Here is a 24,148-nt window from a genome sequence, read left to right as displayed (position 1 = left end):
GTCGAGCGCGAGCGGACGATCATCCGATCGCGCTCGACTATTATAATTTACTTGGGGACAATTAATCCACCCTGCTTCTTAAGGGGGGCTAGGGGGGATCGAGATTTAATGGTCAAACAGCAGTCTGTGACTGGGTTTAACGTTAAGTTGTCATGCCTTGGGCACGGTGGGGTGTCCGGCCCCTGGATCGCGAACCCATCCCTCCCATCCAATTCTGTACCGCATTCGGCAAGTCCTCTTGATTTGGCCCAAAACCTGTTAAGGGCAATTCCAGCGGTGGGTTAAGCGTGCCATGCTTGATAAAATTCTGGGTAAGTCATATTTTCGGCACACTCCCAGATGACTCCGTAGCACTTCTCATTGCGACCCAAATTATTTTTGTAGATTTCGGAAGTTAGGCATTTTTTTAAACCTGAAACTGCGGTAGCGAAATGTTTACCTTTCATAATTTTCAGTAAGCTATCTGCCGGGTCAAAAATAGAATATTCAGGGTGATAATTAGGAATCAACTCTATTAAAGTCGCGATCGCAACTGTGTAATATTTCTCTATTTTCCCTAAGCTAGATGCCGCTCGACACAGGGTATCTGCATTACCTGAATTGCCGATTAACTCGACTAAGATGGCGAGCGCTTCAGGACTATCTTTTCCTATTGTCCCTAAGCTAGATGCTGCTTCCCACGGGGTATGTTCATCACCTGAATTGCGGATTAACTCGACTAAAGCGGTGTTCGCTTCCGGGCTATCTTTGCCGATTTTCCCCAAGCTTTCTGCTGCTTGCCGTCGGGTATATTCATTCTGAGAATTAGCGATTAAATCGACTAAAGCGGAGATTGCTTCTGGGCTATCTTTACCGATTTCCCCCAAGCTTCCTGCCGCTAAACGCCGAGTAAATTCATCACCTTAATGGCGGATTAACTCGACTAAAAGGGAAATTGCTTCTGGGCTATCTTTGCCTATTTTGTTTAAACTTGCTGCTGCTGATGACTGGGTTATTTTATTGTTTGAAGTGCGGATTAAATCGCCTAAAGCTGAAATCGCTACTGTGTTACCTTTGTCTATTTTTCCCAAACATTCTGCGGCTCGCCACCGGGTAACTTGATTGCGGGAAGTGCTTATTAACTCGACTAAAGCAGCGATCGCAACAGGGTTATTTTTGCCGATTGTTGCTAATCTTTCTGCCGCTTGATAACGATTATCTTTAGGACGGTAGTTGCGGATTGAATCCAATAAAGTTTCGATCGCTACCGGGTTATCTTTGTCTATCTTACCTAAAATTTCTGCCGCTCGCCCTTGAGTAACTTTATTATCTGAAGTGCGGATTAACTCGACTAAAGCGGCGATCGCAACTGGATTATTTTTGCCTATTTTCACTAAGCTATATGCCACTATTATACAGGTAGGTACGTTAGACCACCCGAAAACCGGGTAGAAACCGTTCTCAACTGAATTGCGGATTAGTTCTACTAAAGCGGCGATCGCTTCTGGGCTATCTTTTCCTATCTTCCCTAAGCTATATGCCGATCGCTTCCAGGTGTTTTTCTCAACTGAAGTGTGAATTAACTCTGCTAAAGCGGAGATCGCTACTGGGCTATCGTTATCAATTTTACCCAAGATATCTGCCGCTTGCCACCGAGTAACTTCATCCTGAGAAGTATTGATTAATTCGACTAAAGTGGCGATCGTGTCTGGGCAATTTTTGCCGATTTCCCCCAAACTTCTGGTCGCTTCCCTCCGGGTATATTCATCACCTGAATTGCGGATCAACTCGATTAAAGCGGAGATAGCCCTTTGGCGATCTGTTTCTTTCAGAACTTCCCTTGCCCTCTCGACAATTGGATCGAGAAATGTCCGCCACTCCTGTTTTTGCTTATTAAAATAACCAAATCCCCAAATAACAATCTGCGACACAATCTCATCAGCAAGACTACAATCTTTAAACTCAGCAATCCCCGCAGCCGCTAGAAAATATGCCCGATATCCATAAAATTTATCCCACCCAACCTTAAACTTAACCAACGCTTTAATAAACGCTTCCTTCTCCTCCTTCCCTACCTCCTCACGCCCCAACCACAGCAAAATAACCTCCTTCCACTGCTTCTCAAAAATGCGATACCTAGCATCAGGATGTTGCGGATTCTTAGGAAAGTGATTCAAGAAAAAGTGCCAATCCTCAACCGCCAACGCCGCAAAATATTCCTGAAACGTCGGATGGTAAAAAGCATAAATCCCCTCCGCCGTCTCCGCATCCCTCGCCACTAAATTCAGCCAACCCAAACGACAAGCTAACTCAAACTGCGATGCACCCATCACCCGATATCCCACACTTTCTCGCAACTGAAACCGGGACGTTTCATTTAACATCCCTGAAAGTGCCAATTTCCCCAAAGCAGCATTCAATTCCTGCTGCTGAATCAAATTCAGGCGCGGTTTTTTCCACTGATACAAAGTTGTCACAAACCGTTGATAAAGCTTCGCCTTAGTATCCGGCAAATCCCCATCCAACGACTGCCAAGTGCCGCACAGCAGCGGGCATCTCAGGGGATTTTTCACTAAATCTCGAATTCGCTCTTTCCCCGGTGCTGCTAATGCTTCGCGTAGCTGTTGAGAAAGATCCTCTCCAGCCCCCCTTGCTAAGGCTACCGTGTACACACAAACCCCTTGATAAGGGGAGGGTTGGGGTGGGGTAAAAAATTTACGATTCATTTAGGATTGCTATATATACTGCGAACCGGTTGAATTGAAAGTTTTACCGCATTCGTGAGCGCATACGTCCAACCTTTTGGAACAGGAAAAACTTTTTGTGAGGTCTTCGCGAAACCAATCTCTGGCGATCGCATCTTTCACTGATTGAGTTCTGAGAGAATTAAAGCCATTTCCATACTTTTCAATTAAAGCCAGCATTTGCGGTCTGTAAGTGTGGTTATAAACAGCGTATTTAGTATGGCTTACCCAACAGCAAGGCCAGAGTTCCGCTTCAAAACTGATGAAAATCTCTTTGCTGGCTTGAGTTTGACAGCTAATTTCTACATTTCGGTAGTAATTGTTTAGGCTACCAAATTTTTCTACAGCTTGCAGAAATTGGTCTCCCTGGGGATTTTTATATTGTTCCAAGGATGGGGGTTGGAGTTCTTCGCTGGCTGGCTTTGATGGGACAGAAGGAGTTGCTTCTGGTGCTTGAGTGGTTTCGATTGCTATAGCTTGATACCAAGCATAATTTGCTTTTTCTGGTTGCCCCAACTGTGTCAACACTTTAGCCAAATTGCGATAAGCTCCTGCAAAATTGGGTTTAAGCTCGATCGCCTTTTGGTAATAAGCACTAGCGGGCTGCCACTGTTGCTGTTGAGCATAAAGACTGCCGACATTAGCATAAACTTCTGGAAAATTAGGCTGAATTTTGAGGGCCTTGGCGTAACAGTCTGCTGCTGCTTGCATCTTCCCCAAACCTTGAACAGCATTGCCTAAAGTTTTCCAGGCTGCTGCAAAATTAGGTTGATTTTTTAGGGCTTGTTGGCTGGCTGCGATCGCCTCTGATAGCTTTCCTTGTTTCAAGAATTCCTCAGCTTGTTTGTGCAATCCAACAGCGGTCTGTGTTTGATTTTGAGGAGCTGACGCATTATTTGTTGCTGGTTGGTTTGGGCGATCGCTCTTGGCATCTACCTGAGACTTTTCTGCCTTCTGAGGCTGTTGATTGGCGGACTCTTTTTCATAAATCTCTTTCGCCACAAAACGAGAGGTTGCTTTCGGTACAAACTCGACAAATCCTAATTTTTGGGCTAAATCCCGTGCTGCTTCTACTTGGTGCTGGTTGTGTTCAAAAATCAAGTAGTGCCATACAGCTTTTCCGCCAGCTTGGATGAAGGCATTAACAGACTGCATTATTCTGTCCCAGTTGGTATTTTGGCGGTAGATGCTGTTAGTATCTGCCAACCCGTCGATACTAAAAGTTACGCTATCGTGTTCTCCTGTCATCGCCTTTGCCAGGGCTTGCCACCAGTCGGGATTGCGTCCGCTACCATTAGTATAAAGCCCGATTTGAGGAACTCCCATGCGGTGCAAATACTCGATCGCGGGAATTGTGGTATTGCTAGTCATAGCATCGCCGTAGTTGCCGCACATATACACCAAATCCAACTGAGAGCAAAACTCTTGTGGGAAAATTCTCTCAATATCCTCCATCTTTAATTCTGCCCCCGGCAAAATCGGGTTGCCGGTGCGGGGACACTGGGGACAAGCTGCATTGCACCTGGAGGTAATTTCTACGCTGACTCTCCTGATATCTTCATATTTTAAGTACATGAGTTTTCTCCAATTAATTTGTGATTAATATTGAAATCGCGATCGACAGAATTAGATAACAAGAGGTGTGATTGAGTGATTAAAAATTAAAATTATACCTTATGCCTGCAGGCTGTGAACATGATATAAGTTTTTTGTATAAAGACCGAGGCGGCGATGACGACTATCTTGCTTGATTTCAAATTTTAATCAAAAACCGCAGCTCGATCGACATCGAGCCGCGGTTTTTTTAAGCTAAAGTTTCACTTAATCCCGGCCGTTGAGAGCAATCAGCAGGCGCAGAATGAAAATGAACAAGTTGATGTAGGTCAAGTACATCGACAGAGCGGCGGGCAAATACTGGTCGTCGCGGTAGCTGCGGGGTAATATGTAAAAATCGACGATCGCAGCGCCGGCAAATATAAACACGCCGATGCCAGAAATGCCAATTTCCAACCAGGTTGGGGTGTAGACGCCAAATAGAGATAGCAGAAACTGGCCGCCAACGACGACTAACAAAGCAATCACACCTAAACTGATAGTTTTGGTGAGGGCCATGCCGTCTTGTTCAGAAAGGTTGGAGCCAATTTGGCGGGCGGCGATAAAGGTAATGCCGCAGCCGAGGGCTGCAAAACCAATACCGGCGATGCCGACGCCTTCGCTTCTGAGGGCTATAGACACCAATCCGCTGAGGGTGTAGCCTGTAAGCAAGCTGTAGGTTGCCAGCAGAGGCAAAGCGGTATTTTTGTTATTTTGTTCGGCTGCGCCGCGGGCGACGAAGAACAGAATTAATTGTAGGACGATCGCGGCAATGAACGTGGGAAAGAAGATCCCGGGATAGTTGCGGATCACTCCGAGGCCACCGTAGGTGCCGACAGCAGTTAAGACAAGTCCGCCGCCCACGAAGGGGAGAGCGTTGGAGATGACGTTGGGGCCTACCAGCGCGTGGTTTTTGGCCTCGCGCACGGCTTCGCGGAAATTGCTAGTGTTACTCACGAGGATTTACCTAATTTGGGCTGAGAATTGCTATCTATCATTTTGACAGCTTTACACTTTGTTTGCAAAACCTCAAAGAGTTTAAAGATTTGATAAAGAACGGGGGTGAAATCACTCCAACGCAGGGATCGATTGTTTATAATCGACTGCGTACAGGTCTGTGCCGTGTCGCCCTCTCGCACCGTTGCGCGTCGTGGCTAAGCTATAATTGAGTTTAAGAGGTCGGCGCTATCTGCGGTCAAGGGCTACCTTAAAGTCGATAAAATCGCAAATAGCGGATGTAAATCAATTTGGGATGGGGGATTTACGATTGCGGATTAAGGAGTATATGCTAGAGGCAGGGATCACAGTTAATTTTAGGCTTTTGATGGGCGATTTAGTTTAAACTAGAGACCAGAAACTTCAATAATGTAAAATCGCCAATCAAAAATCGCTTCCGTTAATTACTAAGGTAGCTCAGATAGAGGATACCCAGAAAATTAATGAATAGATCGAGTTCTATCGAAAAACTGCTAAATAGGTAATGTCCAATGCCCACATTTTTTGAGCGCAAATTATTGCCACCTACAGCCGGAATTTTATTGGCTGCCGCCGTTATTTCCGGCGGTCAACCTGCCGTTGCAGCTAATGTCCGAGCCGTTTATACCGCTACTTCTGGGCAGGGTTCAGAAAATTGGCTGCTGGCTAAAAATACCGAGCAATTCACCCAAGCAAATTCTGGAATACCGAGCCGGGGGCCGGCAAAGCCGGAGCCTCTCCCGGCAAGAATTCCTGAGCCTTCGGCGGTGGTAGGGTTGGGTTTAGTTGCGGGTTCGCTGGCGCTGACTCGCCGGAAAGTGAGAGTTAAAAATTAGACTTTTAGCCAAAAGTCTAATTTTTGGATTTTTAACTGCAGATACACGCGGATAATCGCAGATCAATCAGGATATCAGGATTTTAGCCGATCGCGTCGCGCAGAGCATTTTTAGTCATAGCTGCGATCGACTGTTCGGTAGCTTTCGGCAAGTGATAGTATTTCCCTCCAGAAGTCTTGGCCAATTCCTTCGCAAAGCCAGTCGAAATAAACTTGCTCTCGGTATCAATCACCAGCAACTGCATTCCCAAACCGCGAATTTTGGCAGCAATTTCTAACAATTCAGCTTTAATATCTGGCTTTTCTCCATCTACAATCGGTTCCCCCAAAGAACGAGCCAAAGGAATATTCCCCCGCCCGTCAGTAATTGCGACAATCGCCACTTGACCGATATCTCCAGACTGACGGGCGTTGACTCCCACCCGCACGGCTTGAGTCAAACCGTGGGCCAGGGGGGAACCGCCGCCACAGGGCAACCGTTCCAAACGCTTGCGGGCCAAGGCTATGGAGCGAGTCGGCGGTAGCAGCACTTCTGCTTGTTCTCCGCGAAAGGGAATGAGAGCAACTTGGTCGCGGCTTTGATAAGCTTCTGTCAGTAGCTGCATGACTGCACCTTTGGCCGACTGCATTCGGTTGAGGGCCATCGAACCGGAAGCATCGACGACAAAGACGACTAAAGCTCCAGCTTTTCTGGCCAAGCGCTTCGCCCGAATGTCTCCCTGTTCCACAAATACACTGCGCTGAACCCCCCCTTGACCGGGGGGTTGACTCGTCTGTTGCCCCCCCAAGCTTCGGGGGGGTTGACTCGCCTCTTGCCCCCCCTTACTAAGGGGGGGTTGGGGGGGGTGAGAATTCCTGTCGCGGCGGGCTTTTTGGTAGGGTGCGGCGGCTCTGAGGGTGGCGTCAACGGCGATGCGGCGAACGGGGCCTTTGGGTAATACTGGCTTGACGTAACGGCCTCTATCTTCCGAGAAAATGGTGCTGCGGCTGCCGGATTTGCCTTGTTTGTTGGCGGATTGTTGGGCGAATAAAAGCACGCTGGGGTCGAGAATTACGCCTTCGGGGTCGAAGAGAAATTCTTCGGGAATGGTATCTTTTTCTGGTTCTTCTTCAGGTTCCGGGTTGTCTTCATCCTCTTGGTCTTCTTCGTCTTCTTGCTCGTTTTCTGGTTCGTCTTGTTCTTGTTCTGACTGCTTTTGGGGAGGCGGTGGGGGGGGAGGAGGAGGAGAGTTTTCGTCTGGGGGAGTTTGGATGATGGTGGCGCGGGGTACGATGACTAATTCTACGGCGCGGCGCAGGTCTTCGGCGTTAACTTCTGTGCGTCCTTCGATGGCGGCGGCGGCTTTGGCGACGCGGACTGCGAATATTTCGGCGCGGTGTCCTTGAACGCCACCCCGGATGGCTTCTTCTACTAGGTAGGCAATTTGTTCGCGTTTAATGCTGACATCTTTGAGCCATTCTCTGGCTAGGATGATTTGGGTTTTGAGGTTGTCGGTGTCTTCGCTGTATTGATTGAGAAAGTCTTGGGGGGAGCTGGAGTAGGATAAAGCTTGTTCTACTGCATAGACTCTTTCTTGTAGTTCGAGTGCTGCGTCGGCTGAAAGTACGATCGCGATTCGATCGAGCAAATGTTCTCTCAGTGGCCCTTCTTCGGGGTTGTAGGTGGCGATAAATAGAGGTTTGCATGGGTGTTGAAAGCTAATGCCTTCGCGCTCTATTTGGTTGCGCCCTTCGGTTAATACTGTTAGCAATTGGTTGGAAATGTTGTCATCGAGGAGGTTGATTTCGTCAACATAAAGTACGCCTCGATTTGCTTGGGCTAAGAGTCCGGGTTGAAATACGGTTTGGCCGAATTTCACTGATTGTTCGACATCGACTGAACCTAAGAGTCTGTCTTCGGTGACACCCAAAGGAATTTGAATGAAGGGTGTGGGAATTATTTCTGTATTTGGGGAATTACTATCGGTGGTGTGGGCATCTTGCCCGCCATTTTCTGGTAACAAGCCTGATGCCTGTTCTGCAACAATTTCATTAGGTTCGGCGTTGCAAAAAGAATCTTTAACAATTTCAATGGGTGGCAGTAAGGAGTGCAAGGCGCGGGCCATTACTGATTTTGCTGTACCGCGGCGGCCTGCGATCGCAACTCCTCCCAATCCGGGATCGACTGCTGCTAACAGCAGGGCTAATTTGATTGCTTCTTGCCCGACTACGGCGGTGAGGGGAAAGGCGGTGGTGGAAGGGCTAAGGTTGGCTGCGGGCATAGGATTTTCGGATGTAAAAATTTGAACTTAATGTTTAGCTTACTTCTTGGAGTATTTTAACTTCTTGCGGCAGAATCACGGTAAAAGTTGAGCCGACTCCTATTTCTGATACTAACTCGATTTTGCCTTGCAGCAGCGTGACGAGCCGCGATACTATCGCTAATCCCAGACCGGTGCTGTCGGTAGGAAAGAGCTGTTTGCCTGCTTCTCCTGCTTGAAAGAAGGGGTCAAAGATGCGGTTTGTATCTTCGGGGGCGATGCCAATGCCGGTATCTGTAATTGCGATCGCCCAATTTCCTTCTCCAGCATGGCGGCAACTTAATTCGATGCTACCAGATTCTGTATAGCGAATGGCATTGCTCAGCAGGTTGATCAGAATTTGTTGCAGCCGCCCATAGTCGGAGATTACTTGTGTTGGGCCGCCGTCGCTGGTAACGGCGAGCTTTAGTCCTTTAGCATCAGCAATTGGCTGCATCATTTCTACTACGGTGTTAATTACCGATCGTACATTAGTTGGCCGCAAGTTAAGTTTAATTTTTCCTGCCTCGGCGCGAGAAAGTTCTAGTGTGTCATTAATCAGGCGAAGCAACTGTCTGCCATTACGCAATACTCGCTCGATGTGTTCGATACCTGGGAGGGTATCTTTAATTTCAGATTGCCATTTTTCTTGGCGCAAGAACAGTTCGGAATAACCAATAATGGAGTTGAGAGGAGTCTTGAGTTCGTGAGCTAAATGGTAAACGTTTTCTTTATTAACGCTGACGAGGCGAGCGAGTTCTTGATTGGTGAGTTTTAACTGAGTTTGAATTTGTTGAAGTTCCTGGAGCCTCTGAGCGACGTAGCTATTGAAACACTGGGCAATTGCTTCGTCTACTACGGCATCTATCAGCCTAAAAGCTCTGAATACGTCGGCGGTGGTTCCTGCTAGCAATTCTGATTCTAACTGCGAGAATATTACTTGACGCAATAAGTGGTATTCCCTGGCTACTTCTGCTGCGTCGTAGCCTTGTTCTGCTCTGAGAAATCCGTGATCTAAACTGGCTTCAATTATTAGTTTTATTTCGCTGTTTTGATATTGGGAAAGCACTGTGGCCATCGCCGCCAGCAGGTGAGGTATGTGATTTTCGATTGCTGAGTGCGGTAATGCCTCAGCGCTTTCAATTTTCCGATCCTGACGAACTGCTTCAATCCACTTCTTGACGATAGTATCGGTTTTGTCGGCGAGCACTTGGCTGTAGTCCATGATGTCTGCGTGGGGGTTGAGTTTGGCAGAGATTGCCCATGCTTCATTGTAGTGGAGCGATCGCCAGATCGCCATATCAAACTTCGGGCGATCGCGACCCTGCCAAAAGAAGTAGTTTAGATGTGATTTTTTCCCAGTGCCGGAACTCTCTCTAGGGGTCGATCCCAGCTTGTTACTACAATAATCAGCCCTTCAACCTATTGACAGAAGAGCCATAAAGTAGTAGATTGCCTCACACTAATAGTTTTTAATTTTAAGTTTTAAATTTTTCAGGGGAATAAATGGAAAACGTACAAGCTGCGATCGCTGCAACAACATTTATATGTGTAATTTTCTTAATAATTACAGAATGGATACACCTCACAGTTGCGGCATTTCTGGGAGCGGTGATTCTGGTTTTTACCCACGTGATGACGTTAAACAACGCGATCGAATATATCGGTCGGAGTCACGCCACGCTGGGCTTATTCTTCGGAGTCATGGTAATGGTGAGAGCCTTTGAGCCTACCAAAGTATTTGAATACTTGGCAACTCAAATGGTGCTTTTGGCGAAAGGCAAAGGCAAAAATCTCTTGCTGGGTATTGTCGCAATTACTACCCCAATTTGTGCAGTTTTGCCCAATGCCACGACAGTCATGCTGCTAGCACCATTAATTCCGCCAATGGCAGAAGAAGTCGGTGTAGATTTTGTGCCGTTACTGATTTTAATGGTATTTGTAGCTAACAGTTCGGGACTGCTGACAATCGTGGGCGATCCGGCGACATTCATTGTCGGTGATGCTATTAACATGAGCTTTGCAGATTACCTGGTAAAGTTAAGTTTGGGCGGGGCAATTGCAGTAGGAGTGATAGTAGTTATGTTGCCTTGGCTGTTCCGCGAAATTTGGAACAAAAAATTAGACGATTTGGAACATTTGCCGCACCCAAAAATCAATCACCCACGAGTTTTAGCAGTGGGCGGTGTAATTATAGCTTTCGTGCTGACATTTTTTGTAATAGGAGAGTCTCTGCCCGTCCCTATTTCACCGGCAGCCGTTGCTTTGTTGGGGGCTGCTTTGGCAATGCTTTTAGCTCACCATTCCCAAATTGATTCTGTTAATAATATTTTGCGGGATTTAGATTGGAGCACGCTGCTATTTTTTATGTCTATCTTTGTGCTGATTGGCGGTTTGGAAAAAACCGGAGTTATCGGCAATATATCTGGAATATTAGCAGTGATTTTAGGTAAGAATATTTTTCTGGGTTCTTTAGTGTTGTTATTTTTTGTAGGTTTGATGTCGAGCGTGGTGCCAAATATTCCCTTGGTAGTGGCGATGGTGCCACTGCTAAAACAGTATGTTGTCAATATCGGGCTTGCACCGGCAGAGGTGCTGGCTCCGGATTTTGCAGGGCAGTTTCCACCTGCTGTGCTGCCACTGTTTTATGCGATGATGTACGGAGCAACTTTAGGCGGAAATGGCACTTTGGTAGGAGCTTCTTCTAATATAGTGGCGGCGGGAATTTCTGAACTCCACGGGCGCCGGATTTCTTTTCAAACTTTTCTGCGTTACGGGCTTCCTGTGATGGCGTTGCAATTGGTGGCTGCGGCTGTTTATGTAACTATTCGGTTTCTGATTTGAAGGAAGAAGGAAGAGGGAAGAAGGAAGAAGGAAGAAAAATTGATTGGTAATACCAAAGTATCTAAAATCGCCAATAGCTACTCCTCAAGACATATTGACAAAATGAAATGCTAGTGCTAATTTTATTGAAATTGGCTTAAAAAGTCAAGCCTAATCCAGCAGTGCGCGATCGAACCAAGCGTGTGGCTGGAGCGGAGGAACCAATTTTCGGGGCGAATCTCTACAGAATTAAAAAGCAAAGTTAAAAATTGCCAAATTTGAGTGTAATTTTTGATTTTGAAAACTAAGGAGAAGGACATCTCTCAGTCCTAGCCCGTCAGCTAACTTCGCAGGCATTGAGAAGAGACTGAAAAGCCAAATGTTCTGAAAAAGATTGTTTGGCTTCGTCAGTGTCTCAGGTTGGTATTGTTCAAGATTCTTGTACCTGCCCTGACTCTGAAGGAGTTTGAAATGTTCATACAGCTTAATTTATCTGCGATCGTAGTTGCAGGAGTTGCAACGTGGAAGCGTGTAAAACCCGTTGTCATCCGAGATGCAGTTTTGTTACCTGCTGCGGGTTTTTTGGGAATTCTTTGCTTGTGGTGGATTGTTGCCAGCTTCAACAGCGATTTGATTCCCACTCCCTATCAGGCGTTAATCGCTAATTTAGATTACATATTGCATCCATTTTACCAGCGCGGGCCTGGAGATATAGGCATTGGCTGGCTGCTGCTAGCGAGTTTGCGGCGGGTGTTGGTGGGATTTTTGCTGGGTGCAGCAGTTGCGATTCCCGTGGGATTTCTCATCGGGATGTCTAAACCAGCAATGATGGCGCTCAATCCGCTGATTCAAATCTTCAAACCGGTGTCGCCGCTAGCTTGGCTGCCCATAGCTTTATCGATTTTTAATTTAGCAGAGCCGTCGGCCATTTTTGTCATATTCATCACGTCTTTGTGGCCGACAATTATCAACACAGCTTTGGGAGTTTCTAACGTTTCCAAGGATTATCTGGATGTGGCGCAAGTTTTGGAAATGCCACGCTGGAGGCGAATTACCAAGATAATTTGGCCGGCGAGTTTGCCATACATTTTTACAGGTTTGCGGATTAGTTTGGGGATTGCTTGGCTGGTAATTGTAGCGGTGGAAATGCTGACAGGCGGCGTGGGAATTGGCTTTTTTGTCTGGGATGAGTGGAGCCGTTTGAATCTGAGTTCGGTCTTTTTAGCGGTGTTTGTAATTGGCTTAACTGGACTTTGGCTCGACGCTGCTGTTGACAAAGTTCAGGAATTAGTAACGCATCGATCGGTCATTAATCATTAGCGATTAGTCAGTAGTCATCAGTCATTAGTCAGCAGCGAACAGTTAACTATCAACTGTCAACTGTAAGGTGCGTCGCTCATCGATGGTCGATTTTTGTTTGTGATGGTTGGTGGCGACGCACCCTACAACTACTACAACTTCAAATCTAAAATCTAAAATCTAAAATCTAAAATTGTATGAGTGACAAGTTTTCCAATGAATGGAAGCGCCGCGAGTTTTTGCAAGGAATGGGAATGGCGGCGGCGGGAATGGCTTTATCTGGTTGTGCAATTAGCGCGGATCGATCGGCAAAAGGACTCACAGAAGAAGCCTCAGCCGTAAAGCAGGTTGTCGATTCCCGAACCTTAGAAAAACCAAATTTAACCGTAGGATACGTGCCGGTTAACGATTGTGCACCATTTGCGATCGCCTGGAAAAAAGGTTTTTTCCGCAAATACGGTTTAAACGTCCAACTCAACCGCGAAGCAAGCTGGGCAACCTCCCGCGATGGCCTAATCTTCGGCCGCCTCGACGCCTCCCCAGTCGTATCCGGCGCGGTCACAAACGCCCGAATTGGCGCAGAAGGAGCGCGGCACGCACCCCTGTGCGCGGCAATGACAATTCACCGCCACGGCAACGCCATGACGATGAACAAAGCTATGTGGGATTTCGGTTTGCGCCCGTGGCACGAATACAACGGCAATTTGGAAGAATTTGGCAAACAATTTCGAGCCTTTTTTGACAGTCAGCCACCAGAAAACAGGGTTTGGGCAGTTGTTCTGAGTTCTTCGATTTACGAATACTTTGTCCGCTACATATCGGCGGCTGCGGGTGTGAATCCGTTGAAAGAATTTCGGGTAATTATTGTGCCGCCACCGCAGATGGTAACTAATATCAGGATTGGCGCCATGCAGGCTTACATGGTGGCCGAACCTTGGAACACGCGGGCAATTCAAGGCAATTTGGGAGTGGGTTTTACCTTCGTGCAAGGCAAGGAAGTTTGGCTGGGGCATCCCGATCGCCTTTTGGGAGTAATGGAATCATTCATTGAGGAAAATCCGAAGACTTATTACTCGCTGGTTAAGGCAATGGTGGAAGCTTGTCAGTATTGCAGCAAGCCGGAAAATCGCAGTGAAATAGCGGCGCTGCTGACTGAGCGATCGTTTACGGGGGCGAAACCGAAAAAAGGGGCGATCGACAAATTTACGCGACCGGCAATAGTTGGCGACTACAACTATGGAGGGTTTGACGAAAAAGACCGCACCATACAATCGTCCGATGCAACTATTTTCTATGACATTCCTAAGAATTTGCCTCAAATACCGGGAAATCATTCAACATTTATGTGGCAGTCTCAAAGTATTTGGTTGATGACTCAAGCCGCTCGCTGGGGACAGATTAAAGAAGTGCCGAAAAATGCTGAGGAATTAGCTAAAAAAGCTTGGAGAACCGACCTTTACCGACAGATTGTTGCCGAAATGGCGATCGATTGTCCGAAGGAGGATTACCAAGTGGAACCTGCAGAACTTTTTATTGATAAACAGGCATTCGATCCAAGCGATCCGGTGGGTTATTTGAAGAGTTTTGAAATTGGAGCCAACCGCCCTCAGTCTTTTTTTCAGTCTTAATGTTTGAGATGTTGCCTTTTTCCTAATGTCCCGCCAGGGAATAAATTCCCTGGCTAATAGCTAAAGTCGGTTGAAACCGACTGCCCAATTTTAGGATTTAGGCAATAGCAAGAAAATTCCATTAACACTTTACTACTTTTTAGGAGAATACCGTGAGCCAATACACTTCTACTTCTACCAGTACCCAAAGTTCGGTCAAGAGCGATCGTCTATTTCTGGAAATAGAGAATTTGTTCAAGTCTTACAAAAATGGTGACGGTAGCGAATTTAGCGTTTTGGACAATATCAATTTAAGTATTGGAGAAAACGAATTTATTTCGGTAATCGGTCACTCTGGGTGTGGCAAATCAACGCTGCTAAAAATAGTGGCTGGTTTGGAAAAACAGAGCGGGGGAATGGTGACTCTGGAAGGAAAAGAAATTCGCAAACCTGGAGCCGATCGCATGATGGTATTTCAGCACTACGGATTGCTGCCTTGGCTGACGGTGCGGGAAAATATTCGGCTGGCAGTTGATGAAGTTTTGCAAAGTCTTAGCCGCCCCCAGAAGATTAGTCTTGTCAACGAACACCTAGCAATGGTAAACTTAACGGCAGCAGCCGATAAATATCCAGACGAAATTTCAGGGGGCATGAAACAGCGGGTTGGGATTGCGCGAGCTTTGGCGATTCGACCGAAAATGTTATTAATGGACGAACCGTTTGGAGCGCTGGATGCTCTGACTCGCGGCAAGTTGCAGAAACAGGTGCTGGACATCTGGGAAAATCACAGACAAGCTGCAATGATGATTACTCACGATGTGGATGAAGCTATCTATATGTCCGATCGCATTGTACTGATGACAAACGGCCCGGCTGCGACGATAGGTGAAATTTTGTCAGTGCCGTTTGCGCGCCCGCGCGATCGCCAAGAGTTGCGGGAATCCCAGGAGTATTACGAACTCCGCAACTATGCTTTGAATTTTCTCGATCGCTACTTTACCCAAGACGAATAACGCCCGACGAACAGAGAAAACAATTCACTTAATAGAGGTCAAGCCTGTGAATCTCAAAACAATGTTAGCGCGTTTTGAAAGTGCATTGGGATACCAAAATTTAGCAGAAGAAATGGTGTTGCTGCCGGAGCCAAAAGTACCCATTTCTAAGAAATCCAAATCTCCACAACAGCCAAAAACTATCAATTTTATTGTCGGTTACAACAGTTCTGCTCAAAGTCAAATAGCTCTGGATATTACCCTTTGGATGGCGCATCAAACTCGTTTAGTAACAACTAAAGAAGTCACGGTTCAAGTAGTCTACGTGATCGACGAAGCGCCAAAAGGTTACGGCGAAGATACTGGAAATTTTGCTGTGGAAAATTCCCTGGCTAACACGCCAAAATTGTGGGAATTAGAGGAAACATTCACCCTAAATTGTGCAGCGCCTGCGATCGCTTTACCCACCCAAATCCCCTCGGTATCCCAGCACAAAGATTGGATAGACCCGCATTATTTCCAAGCAATTTATGGTGAAAATAATGAGTACGAGGTTGCAGATAAGTTGCTGTGGCAAGCGCGCTGTTTGGCTGAGGAATGGCGCGGTTTATTCAAAGCTCATTTACGCATCGGGCGGGTTGCTACAGAACTGAGAAATGTGGTGGAATTAGAAGCAGCAAATTTACTCTTCTTGGGCTGCGATTCTGGCAACCACCCGCTGGTTAAGGAACTAGGCAATAATTTTCCGTGCTGCGTGCTCGGTATTCCTTCGGCACTCAGCTATCAGATGGATGTTCAGCCTGAAGAAAGTTTGAGCAAGTTACAGTTGGCGACAACTATACCTGCACGTTAAACTTGTTCACTCGTTGGGCCAGAATCTAAATATGTAAGGTGCAGCGCACCCTTTTTTTGCGTAAATTCTGTATCGTTCAAAAATTAAAAATGGTTTCCTCCCTCGAAGTCCTAATTATGACACAATTAGGACTTTTTTTGATGGTGGAGAATTTTAAAGTTATCGTCAAGGAAAATTATCGGCACTTATCTGATCGTAGACAGTTCGTTAACTAATTTTATCTTTCCCCGGCACACAGAGCGCAGCAGGCGATCGATCGAGCGTTTGTCTTCCTCAGTCAAAGTTTCATCAAAAATAGCAGCCATCAAACCGTACCTATCCGCTAGAGTAATGTAGCCATTTTGATTCACTTCGGCAAACAGCTCGCCCAAAGCAGATGGAATCAGGTGGACAGGAGTTTGCATAGTAATTGACTCTCTCACTCGACGATCGCGCGATCGGGCGTTTCTGCGGCAACCAAAGGCGATCGCACTATAAAAATTTATAGCTGTATTGCCTTTAAATGTGTGACAATAAACAGCAAAATTTGTGATAGTAAACAGCAAAATTTGTGAAGTAAATCACATTAAAAATTGGCGGATTATGCTAAGATTGCAGTTGCCGTTGAGCGAAGACATAGCAACTGCAAACTTAATTTTTTCTAAAGATTGAAAATCACCACTTCCTCCACAGGTTCAGCTAACTCAAACTTAAACACCCGCGAATAGAAATAGAATTCGCCGTCAAGAGTTCTTTTGATATTTTCAGCGCGGCGAAAACCGTGCTGTTCCCCTTCATAAGCAACATAAGCAACCGGCAAACCTTTAGCTTTCAATATGTCTACCATCATTTCCGCTTGATTGGGCGGAACCACTTTATCTTCTAATCCTTGAAAAAAGATAACGGGACAAGATAAACGTTCGGCGGAATGAATCGGCGAACGAGCTACATACAAATCTTTTCTTTCAGGATAAGGCCCGATTAATCCATCCAGATAGCGCGCTTCAAACTTGTGAGTATCCGTTGCCAAAGCTTCCACATCGCTAACTCCATAATAGCTCGCACCGGCCTTAAACACATCGCGGAAAGTAAGAGCGCACAGAGTGGTGTACCCCCCTGCACTGCCTCCGGCGATCGCCATTCTTTCGCCATCAACTAAACCTTTTTGAGCTAAATATTTAGCACCGTTAGCGCAGTCATCAACATCGACAATTCCCCAACTATCTTGCAGTCTTTTTCTGTATTCTCGGCCGTAACCAGTGCTGCCGCCGTAATTAACATCGAGCACGGCAAAACCGCGACTCGTCCAATATTGAATTTTCAAATTCATGCTACTAGAAGTAGCAGCAGTTGGGCCCCCGTGACTTTTCACAACAAGCGGCGGTTTTTCACCCGCAGGTGCTGCAAAATCTTGATTTTTCGGGGGATAGAAGAAACCGAAAGCAGTCAAATTGTTTTCCGTGGGAAATTCGATAGGTTCCGGTACAGAAAGATAACCAGAGTTGATGCTTAAATCGCTCGATTTTCGCAGAACTTCTAGTTGACTTGTTGCTAAATTTAATTGTACAATAGCACTAGATTCTGTCGGCGAAGCTGCCAGAAAAACCACATTTTCTTCCCGCGCTTTGACGGAGGAAATATCAGTGTAAGGCGTGTCAATTGTTGTCAAATGCTTTGTCGTTAAATCAAGACTCGCTAAATACCACAGGCCTTGCTGAGTGTAGGTGCAAATAATTTTGCTTTCCGAGACAACGGCATAAGTAGACATTCCAAAAACCCACTGAGGAAGTCCGAATTCAGCCGCCATTTCGCACAAGCTGGTTTCTATCTCTGCTTCCCCCCTTACCAAGGGGGGATTGAGGGGGGTTCTAGATTGCCAGCGGTAGAAATTCCACCAGTTAGACTTGTCAGAAACAAAATACAAAACTCCATCGGGCGACCATTCCGGTTGAAAAATCGACTCCTCAACCCCGCCAGCAACCAAGTATTTTTCACCTAAAGAACCGTCAGCCTTAATTTCTGCCACCCACAATTCTGTGCCATCCCACGGCATATTTGGGTGGTTCCAACAAATCCAGGAAAGTTGAGAACCGTCTGGACTTAAACGAGGGGAAGCATAAAAATCCTTGCCCTGAGTTAAGATTTGAATATCTTCGCCGTTATCTAAATTAATGCTAACAATAGTATTGACAGGTTCCCCCTCACCCGCATGGTCTTCGCGCACGCAAATCAGGCGATTTCGTTGCTTGTCAACTATCGCATCTGCATAGCGACAATTAGCAGCAGGAGTCAGAGGTTCGGGTTGAGAATTTAATGTTTGAACATAAATACGTTGGTCAGCAAAATGAGAGAAATAGACAACACCGCCAGCAACGGCAAAAGCAGCGCCGCCGTATTCGTTAACGCGAGTGCGAACATTAAAAGGATGCGGTGTCACGTCGTTGATTGTACCATCAGGAGTGCGCCGCACGAGGACGCTTCGCCCCGCTTCCGAAGGTCTTCCCTCAACCCAGTAAATATCATCGCCGTCAATAGCAATTTGTCCGAGTCCGACAGTTCCAGAAACAATTAAATCCGAAGAAATAGGTGATTTCCAAGAGCCGTAAGGTGATACTGTGGTCATATAGTTAAGGCCGTTGTGTTTCTCGCACAAAAAAAATAATATTTGTAGTTTACAGTAATTCAGTGACCGGGGAAGCAAAATGTCTAAAAAACTCGTACTAATGGATCACGACGGTGCAGTTGACGACTATCTCTCAGTCGTGTTGCTGATGACAATGGAGGAAGTCGAAACTCTGGGAGTAATTGTAACTCCTGCGGACTGCTACATTCAACCGGCGGTGAGTGCAACGCGCAAAATCCTTGATTTGATGGGGCGTTCAGAGGTTCCGGTGGCGGCGAGTACGGTGCGGGGACTCAACCCATTTCCGGCGTTATTTCGGCGAGATTCCTTTGCAGTCGATCGACTTCCCATTCTAAATGAAAAAGGAACCATTGACACGCCGTTAATATCAGAACCCGGACAAAACTTTATGGTGCGAGTTTTGCAAGATGCAGCCGTACCAGTCACATTAATGGTAACGGGGCCGTTAACAACAGTAGCGCAAGCTTTAGATATCGCGCCAGAAATTGAAAGCAAAATTCAAGAAATTGTCTGGATGGGAGGCGCCCTCAATGTTATCGGCAATGTTAGCAAAGATATGGAACCCGGACAAGATATGTCGGCGGAATGGAATGCTTACTGGGACCCGATAGCAATCGAGAGAATTTGGCAAACCCAAATTCCCGTTGTCATGTGTCCTTTAGACATCACGAATAATGTACCGCTAACTGTAGAATTTTCCAATCTCTTAGCCAAACAGCGCAAATATCCAATTTCCGACTTAGCCGGACAGTGTTATGCCCTAGCAATATCTCAAGATTACTATTTTTGGGACATTTTGGCAACCGCTTATTTAGCGCATCCAGAATTTTATCAACTGCGAGAATGGGAAACAGAAATTGTGACCGAAGGCATCAGCCAAGGACGCACACAAGTTAAAAAAGGAGGACGAAAAATTCAAGCAATGGATAAAGTAGACACAGCCAAATTTTACAAATACATATTACAACAGTGGGCAAGGTAAAAATCACCATATCTGCTAGAAGTGAGCAAAATCTCCGTCCAAAACCCGCCCTAACGCGAATATTTACGCACTCTTCTCCTCCCTCTCTTCCTCTGCGCCCTCTGCGCCCTCTGCGGTAAAAAAACTCCTCTCAAAAAATGCTGCCAATTATATCAATCATCCCCTTAGCCCAAACCCCTCCCGCACCTCAAGAAATCCTCCAAATCCAAGAAGTGCGACCACTCCCCGGACAATTAGACAACATACCAGTATTTAACAGCAACAGTCCAGAATTAGTGCTGCAAGAAGGAATTTTGCTTTCGACATTTCCCCCAGATGGTAAAAAAATTCCGGCGGCACATTTAAACTTTCCGTTTCAAGGACGTTTCGACATATTTGCCCACCACATAGCCCGCGCACCTTCCCCGGAAGATTTGCGAACATTGTATCAAGGAGTAATTGTTTATAATCCGGGCAATAAACCTGTAAAATTAGATATATTGCAAGCTGCGAGTTATCTCAGTCAACCCGATGCACCTTTTATTGAATTGCCGCCGCAAGTCGATAATTCAAACAGTAATATTTACGCCGGGCCGGGAAGTCGCGCTGTGAATGATATTCTCAGAGGAAGGAGACAGTCTGACTTTGATCCGCAGTTAATTATTCCACCGGGAAAAAGCCAACTGTTGATGAATCATCCGATACCGGTGCGGGAATTGGTACCGCCGCTAAACGGTCGATCGACCTTGATGCGGTTACGCAGCAATGGTATAGTCTATGTTGCCAGTCTGGCGATGTTTGCCCGAGTTGACGCACAGGGAAACGAGCGATCGCCCAATTTAACAGAATGGCAAAACTTATTAGACAATGGTAATATAGCCGGGCCGCGCGATCGAACTCCCACACCGCCCGAAATCACCGAAGGTCAAATAATTTACGGCCGAGTTGCCGGTGTAGCATTAGGTTCACAATGGCGAGCACTTCTCTCAGACAACCCCGCCACCTCAAACCTAGCAATTCCCCAACCCGGAACAGCATTTTCCTACCCATTAAGCAGCCTCCCGCGCGGAATGCTGGGAACAAATCAAGTGCAAAGTGCGAGAATGCTAGTCCGCTACCCAGATACAGCATACCGCGCCCACGGCAATTACGGAATTCAATACAGTCTCAGCTTGCCGCTATACAATTCTACCAGCAAAAATCAAACTGTAACTGTCGCGATTCAAACTCCAATTAAGACAGACAAATTAACTTCAGGAGGACTTAGTTTTTTAGAACCTCCGGCACCTCAAACTTTTTTTAGGGGAACTGTCAGAGTGCGCTATAATGATGACAATAAAGTGCCTCAAACTCGGTACGTGCATTTAGTGCAGCGGCGGGGACAGCAGGGGGAACCTTTGGTAAAACTAGAGATGAAATCGGGAGAAAAGCGGCTTGTAGAAGTGGATTTTATTTATCCGCCCGATGCGTCGCCGCCGCAAGTTTTGACAGTGAAAACAAATTAAATTTGATTTGATTTGAACTTGTTTAAGATTAGCAATTATATTATGTCCGGTCGATTACCATAAATCAGGTAGGGGCGGGTTCACAAACAATATCTGCCAATAATTAACAATCTCAAAAACCCGCCCGACCGGGATATTAGGGTCAATCGAGCGGACATGATATTAACCGGGATTTCCCATCTCGACAATGTGTTTGAGAGCGTTTAAGGATCGCGAATTAAATAACTTACAATTTTAATAGTTATTGTGGGATGGGCGTCCCGCCCGTCTTTTTTGGATGGGCGTCCCGCCCGTCTTTTTTGGACGGGCGTCCCGCCCATCCCACTTTTAAGAGTGGAAGTTATTTAATTCTCATTCCTAATCACTCTCTTCCAAAAAGGTTTGTACTCTACCGTTCGGTCGCAAAACCACTCTAATTTTTGGGTTTTTTCCATTAGAAACGGCAGAAACAAACGGCTCGCCGGCTAATGGCATATTAACTTGCTCGATATAATCGGCTGCTGCTTTTCCCATCGGCATAATACTTTCAACTGACCCATTTTCATCGATCAGCACGCTGTATTCCAAAGTTTGTTCCATTCCTTCAGGAGGCTTCCAGCGTTCCTCAAAGTAAGTTCTAGCTTCTGAAACTTGAGGAATAGTATCAAATAAAGTGCGGTTTTTTTTGCTCGCCGCCACCTGATTGTTATCCTCAGACTCCGCAGGCGGTTGAGCGTCCTCAAGGGCTGGGAGTTCGGTACTGGCTGGGGGGACAATCGGCTCGATGGGGCTGGGGAAGGTTTGGGGCGGGGGAACAGGAAATCGGGAAGCCGACAGGGATGGCGGCAGGGGGGGCGGTACGGCGGGAGCCAGTCTCGGCGGTAGAGGGGGCAGCACGTAGGGTACTGGTGCGGGTGCTTGGGGGGCGGAAATGGGCGGTTCTTCGGGGGCGGGAATTGTGATTGTTTGCCCTTGAGGGAAAGCTGGGGCGCTCTGTGGGGCGCTGGCTGCGTTGCCGTTGGCGGGAAATAGCAGGGGTGGCTGCTGGATAGGGCTGGGTCTGTTGGTGGCTGGAGTTGGGGCGAGGGCGATGGGGGGTAAGCTGGGGCTGGGGGAGGCGGCGGTGTTGATGGGCGGGGGCGGCAGGGGCGGTAAAGCGGGTGTGGCTGCGGGTGTTGGTGCTGGGGGTGTCGGTAGGGCGGGAACTGGACTGGGGGAAACGCCGGCAGCTAACTGGGGGTTTCCAGGAACGGTGCTCAATTGTGGATTGGCGGGGGCTGTGGCGGGGGCTGAGGCGGTTTGCGGGGAGGTGGCGGTTCGATCGAGCATTTTGATAGTTCCTGTCGTCAGGCCGGCGCTGGCTACCAGCAATGCTGCCACCTTGAGCCAGGGTGAGGACAGCGGTTGTCGGGGTTCGCGGTTGAGGTTGGGAAGCGCCATCACTTCGGCGGCGCAGTTATCTAGTGCTGTGGCTAAGTCAAACAGTTGCAGGGTGCTCAAGGGAACTACTGGCCCGGATTCTGCGGCGCTCAAAGAGCCTAAAAATAAGTTGTGGGCGAGCAAGCCGCGGGGTTCTAAGCGGGGGGGAACCGGAAGGTAGGCTGTGTTGGGGGCCCAGGTTGCTAGTTCGGCAGTGTTGACGGCTCGATCGAATATAACTGCGTTATCCGATGCTTCTGGCGAGTCTGGACCTGCTGCGGTACGATCGATTTGAGAGTTGAGGTTGTTTTCCCAATCGCGGGATTCGCCGAGCAAGTTTTGGACGTAGGTGCTAACAGCTTCGTGGAGGGTTTCGAGTTGAATGCGATCGCCCCTGATAGTAACGTGTTGGGTATCTGGCAGCCTGGGGTCGTCGAGTCGCAGCTCAAAACTTAAAGATTTAAACACCGGTTGGCCCGCCCAGCGAGATAGAGGCGAACTTTTGGCTGTAATTTCCAGCGTGCAAGTGGGGGGCGTGTACCGTTTGAGAACCATAGCGAAGAAGGAAGAAGGAAGAGGGAAGAAGGAAGAAGGAAGAGGGAATAACTATGTTTTATCTGATATTTTGCAGCATTCTTAACAAGCTTTTTTAGCAACAGGCAAGATGCCTGTTCCACAACAAATAAATTTTTTGGTGGAACAGGCATCTTGCCTGTTGCGGAGCTTTGTCATTCTCGTTCCCATTATGCTTAGCTTAATTTTTAGCGCGGTCTAGAAGTGCCAGCCAGAGGCGGCGGTGGCCGCCGGGACTGCTGTAAAATAGCAAATCGATCAGGAGTTTGAGGGCCAAATTAGTCAGTTCTCGGGCCGATAAATTTTCTGCATCTTCCATGCGCGAGCTATAAGTGTTGCTGAACCTGTCAATATAATCTCCCAACAAAGCGATTGTGTGAGGTTCGCGGTTTTGCTCTGCCATTTGTTCGAGCAAAGCAACAGCGCGGCGGATTAAAGCTTGGTGCTGACAGGCCAAATGACAGCTTATCAAAACGAGCGATCGAGCTTCCTCCACATCTAGTTTTTTGCGCCCTCCGTGGCCTTTCCGTAGCGGGTTAGATTGGCGCAGCCGCCACAAAGCTACCCGATCGGCTACCATTGGCTCTAAATTCAGTTCGGCTGCTACCTTGAGCATCGCCTCTGAGCCAATTTCTGCCAGTGCTTCTAGGGCTAACAGCACTAAATCCAGTTGGGCTTTAATGTTGTCCAACTGGGTAGGTTCTGGTGCTTTTTGGGTCAATTCTTCCCAGTTGGGAGATGGGCCCGTTTCTTTTGTGGGAGCGGAGGGCTTTACGGTCGAGCGCATGGCTTCAGCACGGGAAATTAAGACAGGTTGAGGCAGGATATCAAACAGTATGCAGTGATGAAAGCTTTACGGCCCGGCAACAGCACATCTGTTAATTTGTCTCCATAGCTCGTTGCTTTGATTCCGGCAATCCTAACTGCTGGACGGAGTTGCGGGTGAAAAGTTGCGGTTTCAAGTTCGATCGATCGCGATCGGCAAAACCCATAGATTTTTACCCCTAACCATGCTACGCCGCAGAGTGACCGAAATCAAATCAGTGCCTTGAAACTATCGGGACTTATATCAATGCAAACATCCTAGCGCTCTCGAATGCTACTTATAG

At 47.1% G+C, this 24,148-nt stretch carries 18 protein-coding genes, 1 pseudogene and 1 riboswitch; of the genes and pseudogenes, 8 read left to right on the top strand and 11 right to left on the bottom strand.

Going from position 1 to position 24,148, the window contains the following annotated elements; all coding sequences use genetic code 11:
- Positions 1 to 281: 281 nt before the first annotated feature.
- From QT984_RS29790 to QT984_RS12635, 5 genes and pseudogenes are all read right to left on the bottom strand, one after another.
- Positions 282 to 446, bottom strand: coding sequence for a hypothetical protein (locus QT984_RS29790; protein WP_445242992.1), 165 nt, complete (start codon positions 444 to 446; stop codon positions 282 to 284).
- Between the two features lie 69 nt (positions 447 to 515).
- Positions 516 to 878 (bottom strand): annotated as a pseudogene (locus QT984_RS29785) (HEAT repeat domain-containing protein); the annotation flags it as partial.
- A 24-nt stretch (positions 879 to 902) separates the two neighbouring features.
- Positions 903 to 2,705, bottom strand: a complete 1,803-nt coding sequence (locus QT984_RS12645; protein ID WP_333055724.1) for a HEAT repeat domain-containing protein — start codon at positions 2,703 to 2,705, stop codon at positions 903 to 905.
- Positions 2,706 to 2,714: 9 nt separating this feature from the next.
- Positions 2,715 to 4,298: a tetratricopeptide repeat protein gene (locus QT984_RS12640; protein WP_333055723.1), complete on the bottom strand. Its 1,584-nt coding sequence runs from the start codon at positions 4,296 to 4,298 to the stop codon at positions 2,715 to 2,717.
- A 246-nt stretch (positions 4,299 to 4,544) separates the two neighbouring features.
- The gene (locus tag QT984_RS12635) at positions 4,545 to 5,273 is read right to left on the bottom strand and encodes a Bax inhibitor-1 family protein (RefSeq protein WP_333055722.1); all 729 of its coding nucleotides are present in this window, start codon (positions 5,271 to 5,273) and stop codon (positions 4,545 to 4,547) included.
- Positions 5,274 to 5,803: 530 nt separating this feature from the next.
- On the opposite strand from QT984_RS12635, the gene QT984_RS12630 reads away from it, so the two are divergent.
- Positions 5,804 to 6,127: a PEP-CTERM sorting domain-containing protein gene (locus QT984_RS12630; protein WP_333055721.1), complete on the top strand. Its 324-nt coding sequence runs from the start codon at positions 5,804 to 5,806 to the stop codon at positions 6,125 to 6,127.
- 82 nt (positions 6,128 to 6,209) lie between these two features.
- On the opposite strand, the gene QT984_RS12625 is transcribed toward QT984_RS12630, so the two are convergent.
- Together QT984_RS12625 and QT984_RS12620 are read right to left on the bottom strand one after the other, a co-directional pair.
- A complete protein-coding gene (locus QT984_RS12625) occupies positions 6,210 to 8,387 on the bottom strand; it encodes a VWA domain-containing protein (protein WP_333055720.1) in 2,178 nt (725 codons plus the stop codon).
- Between the two features lie 34 nt (positions 8,388 to 8,421).
- Positions 8,422 to 9,705 (bottom strand): HAMP domain-containing sensor histidine kinase, encoded by a 1,284-nt coding sequence (locus QT984_RS12620; RefSeq protein ID WP_333055719.1) that lies wholly within the window; start codon positions 9,703 to 9,705, stop codon positions 8,422 to 8,424.
- Between the two features lie 206 nt (positions 9,706 to 9,911).
- Here QT984_RS12620 and QT984_RS12615 point away from each other — a divergent pair, with 206 nt between their 5' ends.
- The 5 genes from QT984_RS12615 (at position 9,912) to QT984_RS12595 (ending at position 15,979) form a co-directional block, all read left to right on the top strand.
- A complete protein-coding gene (locus tag QT984_RS12615; RefSeq protein WP_333055718.1) occupies positions 9,912 to 11,249 on the top strand; it encodes an ArsB/NhaD family transporter in 1,338 nt (445 codons plus the stop codon).
- A gap of 137 nt (positions 11,250 to 11,386) precedes the next feature.
- A riboswitch (cyclic di-AMP (ydaO/yuaA leader) is annotated at positions 11,387 to 11,599 on the top strand.
- 100 nt (positions 11,600 to 11,699) lie between these two features.
- On the top strand, positions 11,700 to 12,548 hold the full coding sequence (gene ntrB, locus QT984_RS12610; protein ID WP_333055717.1) for a nitrate ABC transporter permease: 849 nt from the start codon (positions 11,700 to 11,702) through the stop codon (positions 12,546 to 12,548).
- A 176-nt stretch (positions 12,549 to 12,724) separates the two neighbouring features.
- Positions 12,725 to 14,155 (top strand): ABC transporter substrate-binding protein, encoded by a 1,431-nt coding sequence (locus QT984_RS12605; RefSeq protein WP_333374113.1) that lies wholly within the window; start codon positions 12,725 to 12,727, stop codon positions 14,153 to 14,155.
- Between the two features lie 152 nt (positions 14,156 to 14,307).
- Complete coding sequence (locus QT984_RS12600) at positions 14,308 to 15,147, top strand: nitrate ABC transporter ATP-binding protein (RefSeq protein ID WP_333374111.1); 840 nt, start codon at positions 14,308 to 14,310, stop codon at positions 15,145 to 15,147.
- A gap of 46 nt (positions 15,148 to 15,193) precedes the next feature.
- Positions 15,194 to 15,979, top strand: coding sequence for a universal stress protein (locus tag QT984_RS12595; RefSeq protein WP_333232654.1), 786 nt, complete (start codon positions 15,194 to 15,196; stop codon positions 15,977 to 15,979).
- Between the two features lie 185 nt (positions 15,980 to 16,164).
- Here the strand turns inward: QT984_RS12595 and QT984_RS12590 are convergent, their stop codons facing one another.
- Both QT984_RS12590 and QT984_RS12585 read right to left on the bottom strand, forming a co-directional pair.
- Positions 16,165 to 16,383 (bottom strand): hypothetical protein, encoded by a 219-nt coding sequence (locus tag QT984_RS12590; RefSeq protein ID WP_333055713.1) that lies wholly within the window; start codon positions 16,381 to 16,383, stop codon positions 16,165 to 16,167.
- A gap of 236 nt (positions 16,384 to 16,619) precedes the next feature.
- Positions 16,620 to 18,581, bottom strand: coding sequence for a S9 family peptidase (locus tag QT984_RS12585; protein WP_333055712.1), 1,962 nt, complete (start codon positions 18,579 to 18,581; stop codon positions 16,620 to 16,622).
- Positions 18,582 to 18,660: 79 nt separating this feature from the next.
- Here QT984_RS12585 and QT984_RS12580 point away from each other — a divergent pair, with 79 nt between their 5' ends.
- A complete protein-coding gene (locus QT984_RS12580) occupies positions 18,661 to 19,584 on the top strand; it encodes a nucleoside hydrolase (protein WP_333207681.1) in 924 nt (307 codons plus the stop codon).
- A gap of 137 nt (positions 19,585 to 19,721) precedes the next feature.
- Positions 19,722 to 21,068 (top strand): DUF3370 domain-containing protein, encoded by a 1,347-nt coding sequence (locus tag QT984_RS12575; protein ID WP_333313162.1) that lies wholly within the window; start codon positions 19,722 to 19,724, stop codon positions 21,066 to 21,068.
- A 357-nt stretch (positions 21,069 to 21,425) separates the two neighbouring features.
- On the opposite strand, the gene QT984_RS12570 is transcribed toward QT984_RS12575, so the two are convergent.
- Complete coding sequence (locus QT984_RS12570) at positions 21,426 to 23,021, bottom strand: DUF4335 domain-containing protein (protein ID WP_333234327.1); 1,596 nt, start codon at positions 23,019 to 23,021, stop codon at positions 21,426 to 21,428.
- A gap of 199 nt (positions 23,022 to 23,220) precedes the next feature.
- Positions 23,221 to 23,826 carry a DUF3038 domain-containing protein gene (locus tag QT984_RS12565; protein WP_333374109.1) on the bottom strand — a complete coding sequence of 202 codons (606 nt, stop codon included), beginning with the start codon at positions 23,824 to 23,826 and terminating at the stop codon, positions 23,221 to 23,223.
- Positions 23,827 to 24,148 lie beyond the last annotated feature (322 nt).

Origin of the sequence: Microcoleus sp. Z1_B2 (genome assembly GCF_036700325.1) — a bacterium.
GTDB lineage: Bacteria > Cyanobacteriota > Cyanobacteriia > Cyanobacteriales > Microcoleaceae > Microcoleus.
This window is presented reverse-complemented; position numbering and strand designations above follow the sequence as displayed.

What these genes read in the sequence shown, in the direction of transcription:
- QT984_RS29790 (WP_445242992.1), bottom strand. Translation starts at nt 446, where the DNA reads ATGAAAGGTAAACATTTCGCTACCGCAGTTTCAGGTTTAAAAAAATGC.
- QT984_RS12645 (WP_333055724.1), bottom strand. Translation starts at nt 2,705, where the DNA reads ATGAATCGTAAATTTTTTACCCCACCCCAACCCTCCCCTTATCAAGGG.
- QT984_RS12640 (WP_333055723.1), bottom strand. Translation starts at nt 4,298, where the DNA reads ATGTACTTAAAATATGAAGATATCAGGAGAGTCAGCGTAGAAATTACC.
- QT984_RS12630 (WP_333055721.1), top strand. Translation starts at nt 5,804, where the DNA reads ATGCCCACATTTTTTGAGCGCAAATTATTGCCACCTACAGCCGGAATT.
- QT984_RS12625 (WP_333055720.1), bottom strand. Translation starts at nt 8,387, where the DNA reads ATGCCCGCAGCCAACCTTAGCCCTTCCACCACCGCCTTTCCCCTCACC.
- QT984_RS12620 (WP_333055719.1), bottom strand. Translation starts at nt 9,705, where the DNA reads ATGGCGATCTGGCGATCGCTCCACTACAATGAAGCATGGGCAATCTCT.
- QT984_RS12615 (WP_333055718.1), top strand. Translation starts at nt 9,912, where the DNA reads ATGGAAAACGTACAAGCTGCGATCGCTGCAACAACATTTATATGTGTA.
- ntrB (WP_333055717.1), top strand. Translation starts at nt 11,700, where the DNA reads ATGTTCATACAGCTTAATTTATCTGCGATCGTAGTTGCAGGAGTTGCA.
- QT984_RS12605 (WP_333374113.1), top strand. Translation starts at nt 12,725, where the DNA reads ATGAGTGACAAGTTTTCCAATGAATGGAAGCGCCGCGAGTTTTTGCAA.
- QT984_RS12590 (WP_333055713.1), bottom strand. Translation starts at nt 16,383, where the DNA reads ATGCAAACTCCTGTCCACCTGATTCCATCTGCTTTGGGCGAGCTGTTT.
- QT984_RS12585 (WP_333055712.1), bottom strand. Translation starts at nt 18,581, where the DNA reads ATGACCACAGTATCACCTTACGGCTCTTGGAAATCACCTATTTCTTCG.
- QT984_RS12580 (WP_333207681.1), top strand. Translation starts at nt 18,661, where the DNA reads ATGTCTAAAAAACTCGTACTAATGGATCACGACGGTGCAGTTGACGAC.
- QT984_RS12575 (WP_333313162.1), top strand. Translation starts at nt 19,722, where the DNA reads ATGCTGCCAATTATATCAATCATCCCCTTAGCCCAAACCCCTCCCGCA.
- QT984_RS12570 (WP_333234327.1), bottom strand. Translation starts at nt 23,021, where the DNA reads ATGGTTCTCAAACGGTACACGCCCCCCACTTGCACGCTGGAAATTACA.
- QT984_RS12565 (WP_333374109.1), bottom strand. Translation starts at nt 23,826, where the DNA reads ATGCGCTCGACCGTAAAGCCCTCCGCTCCCACAAAAGAAACGGGCCCA.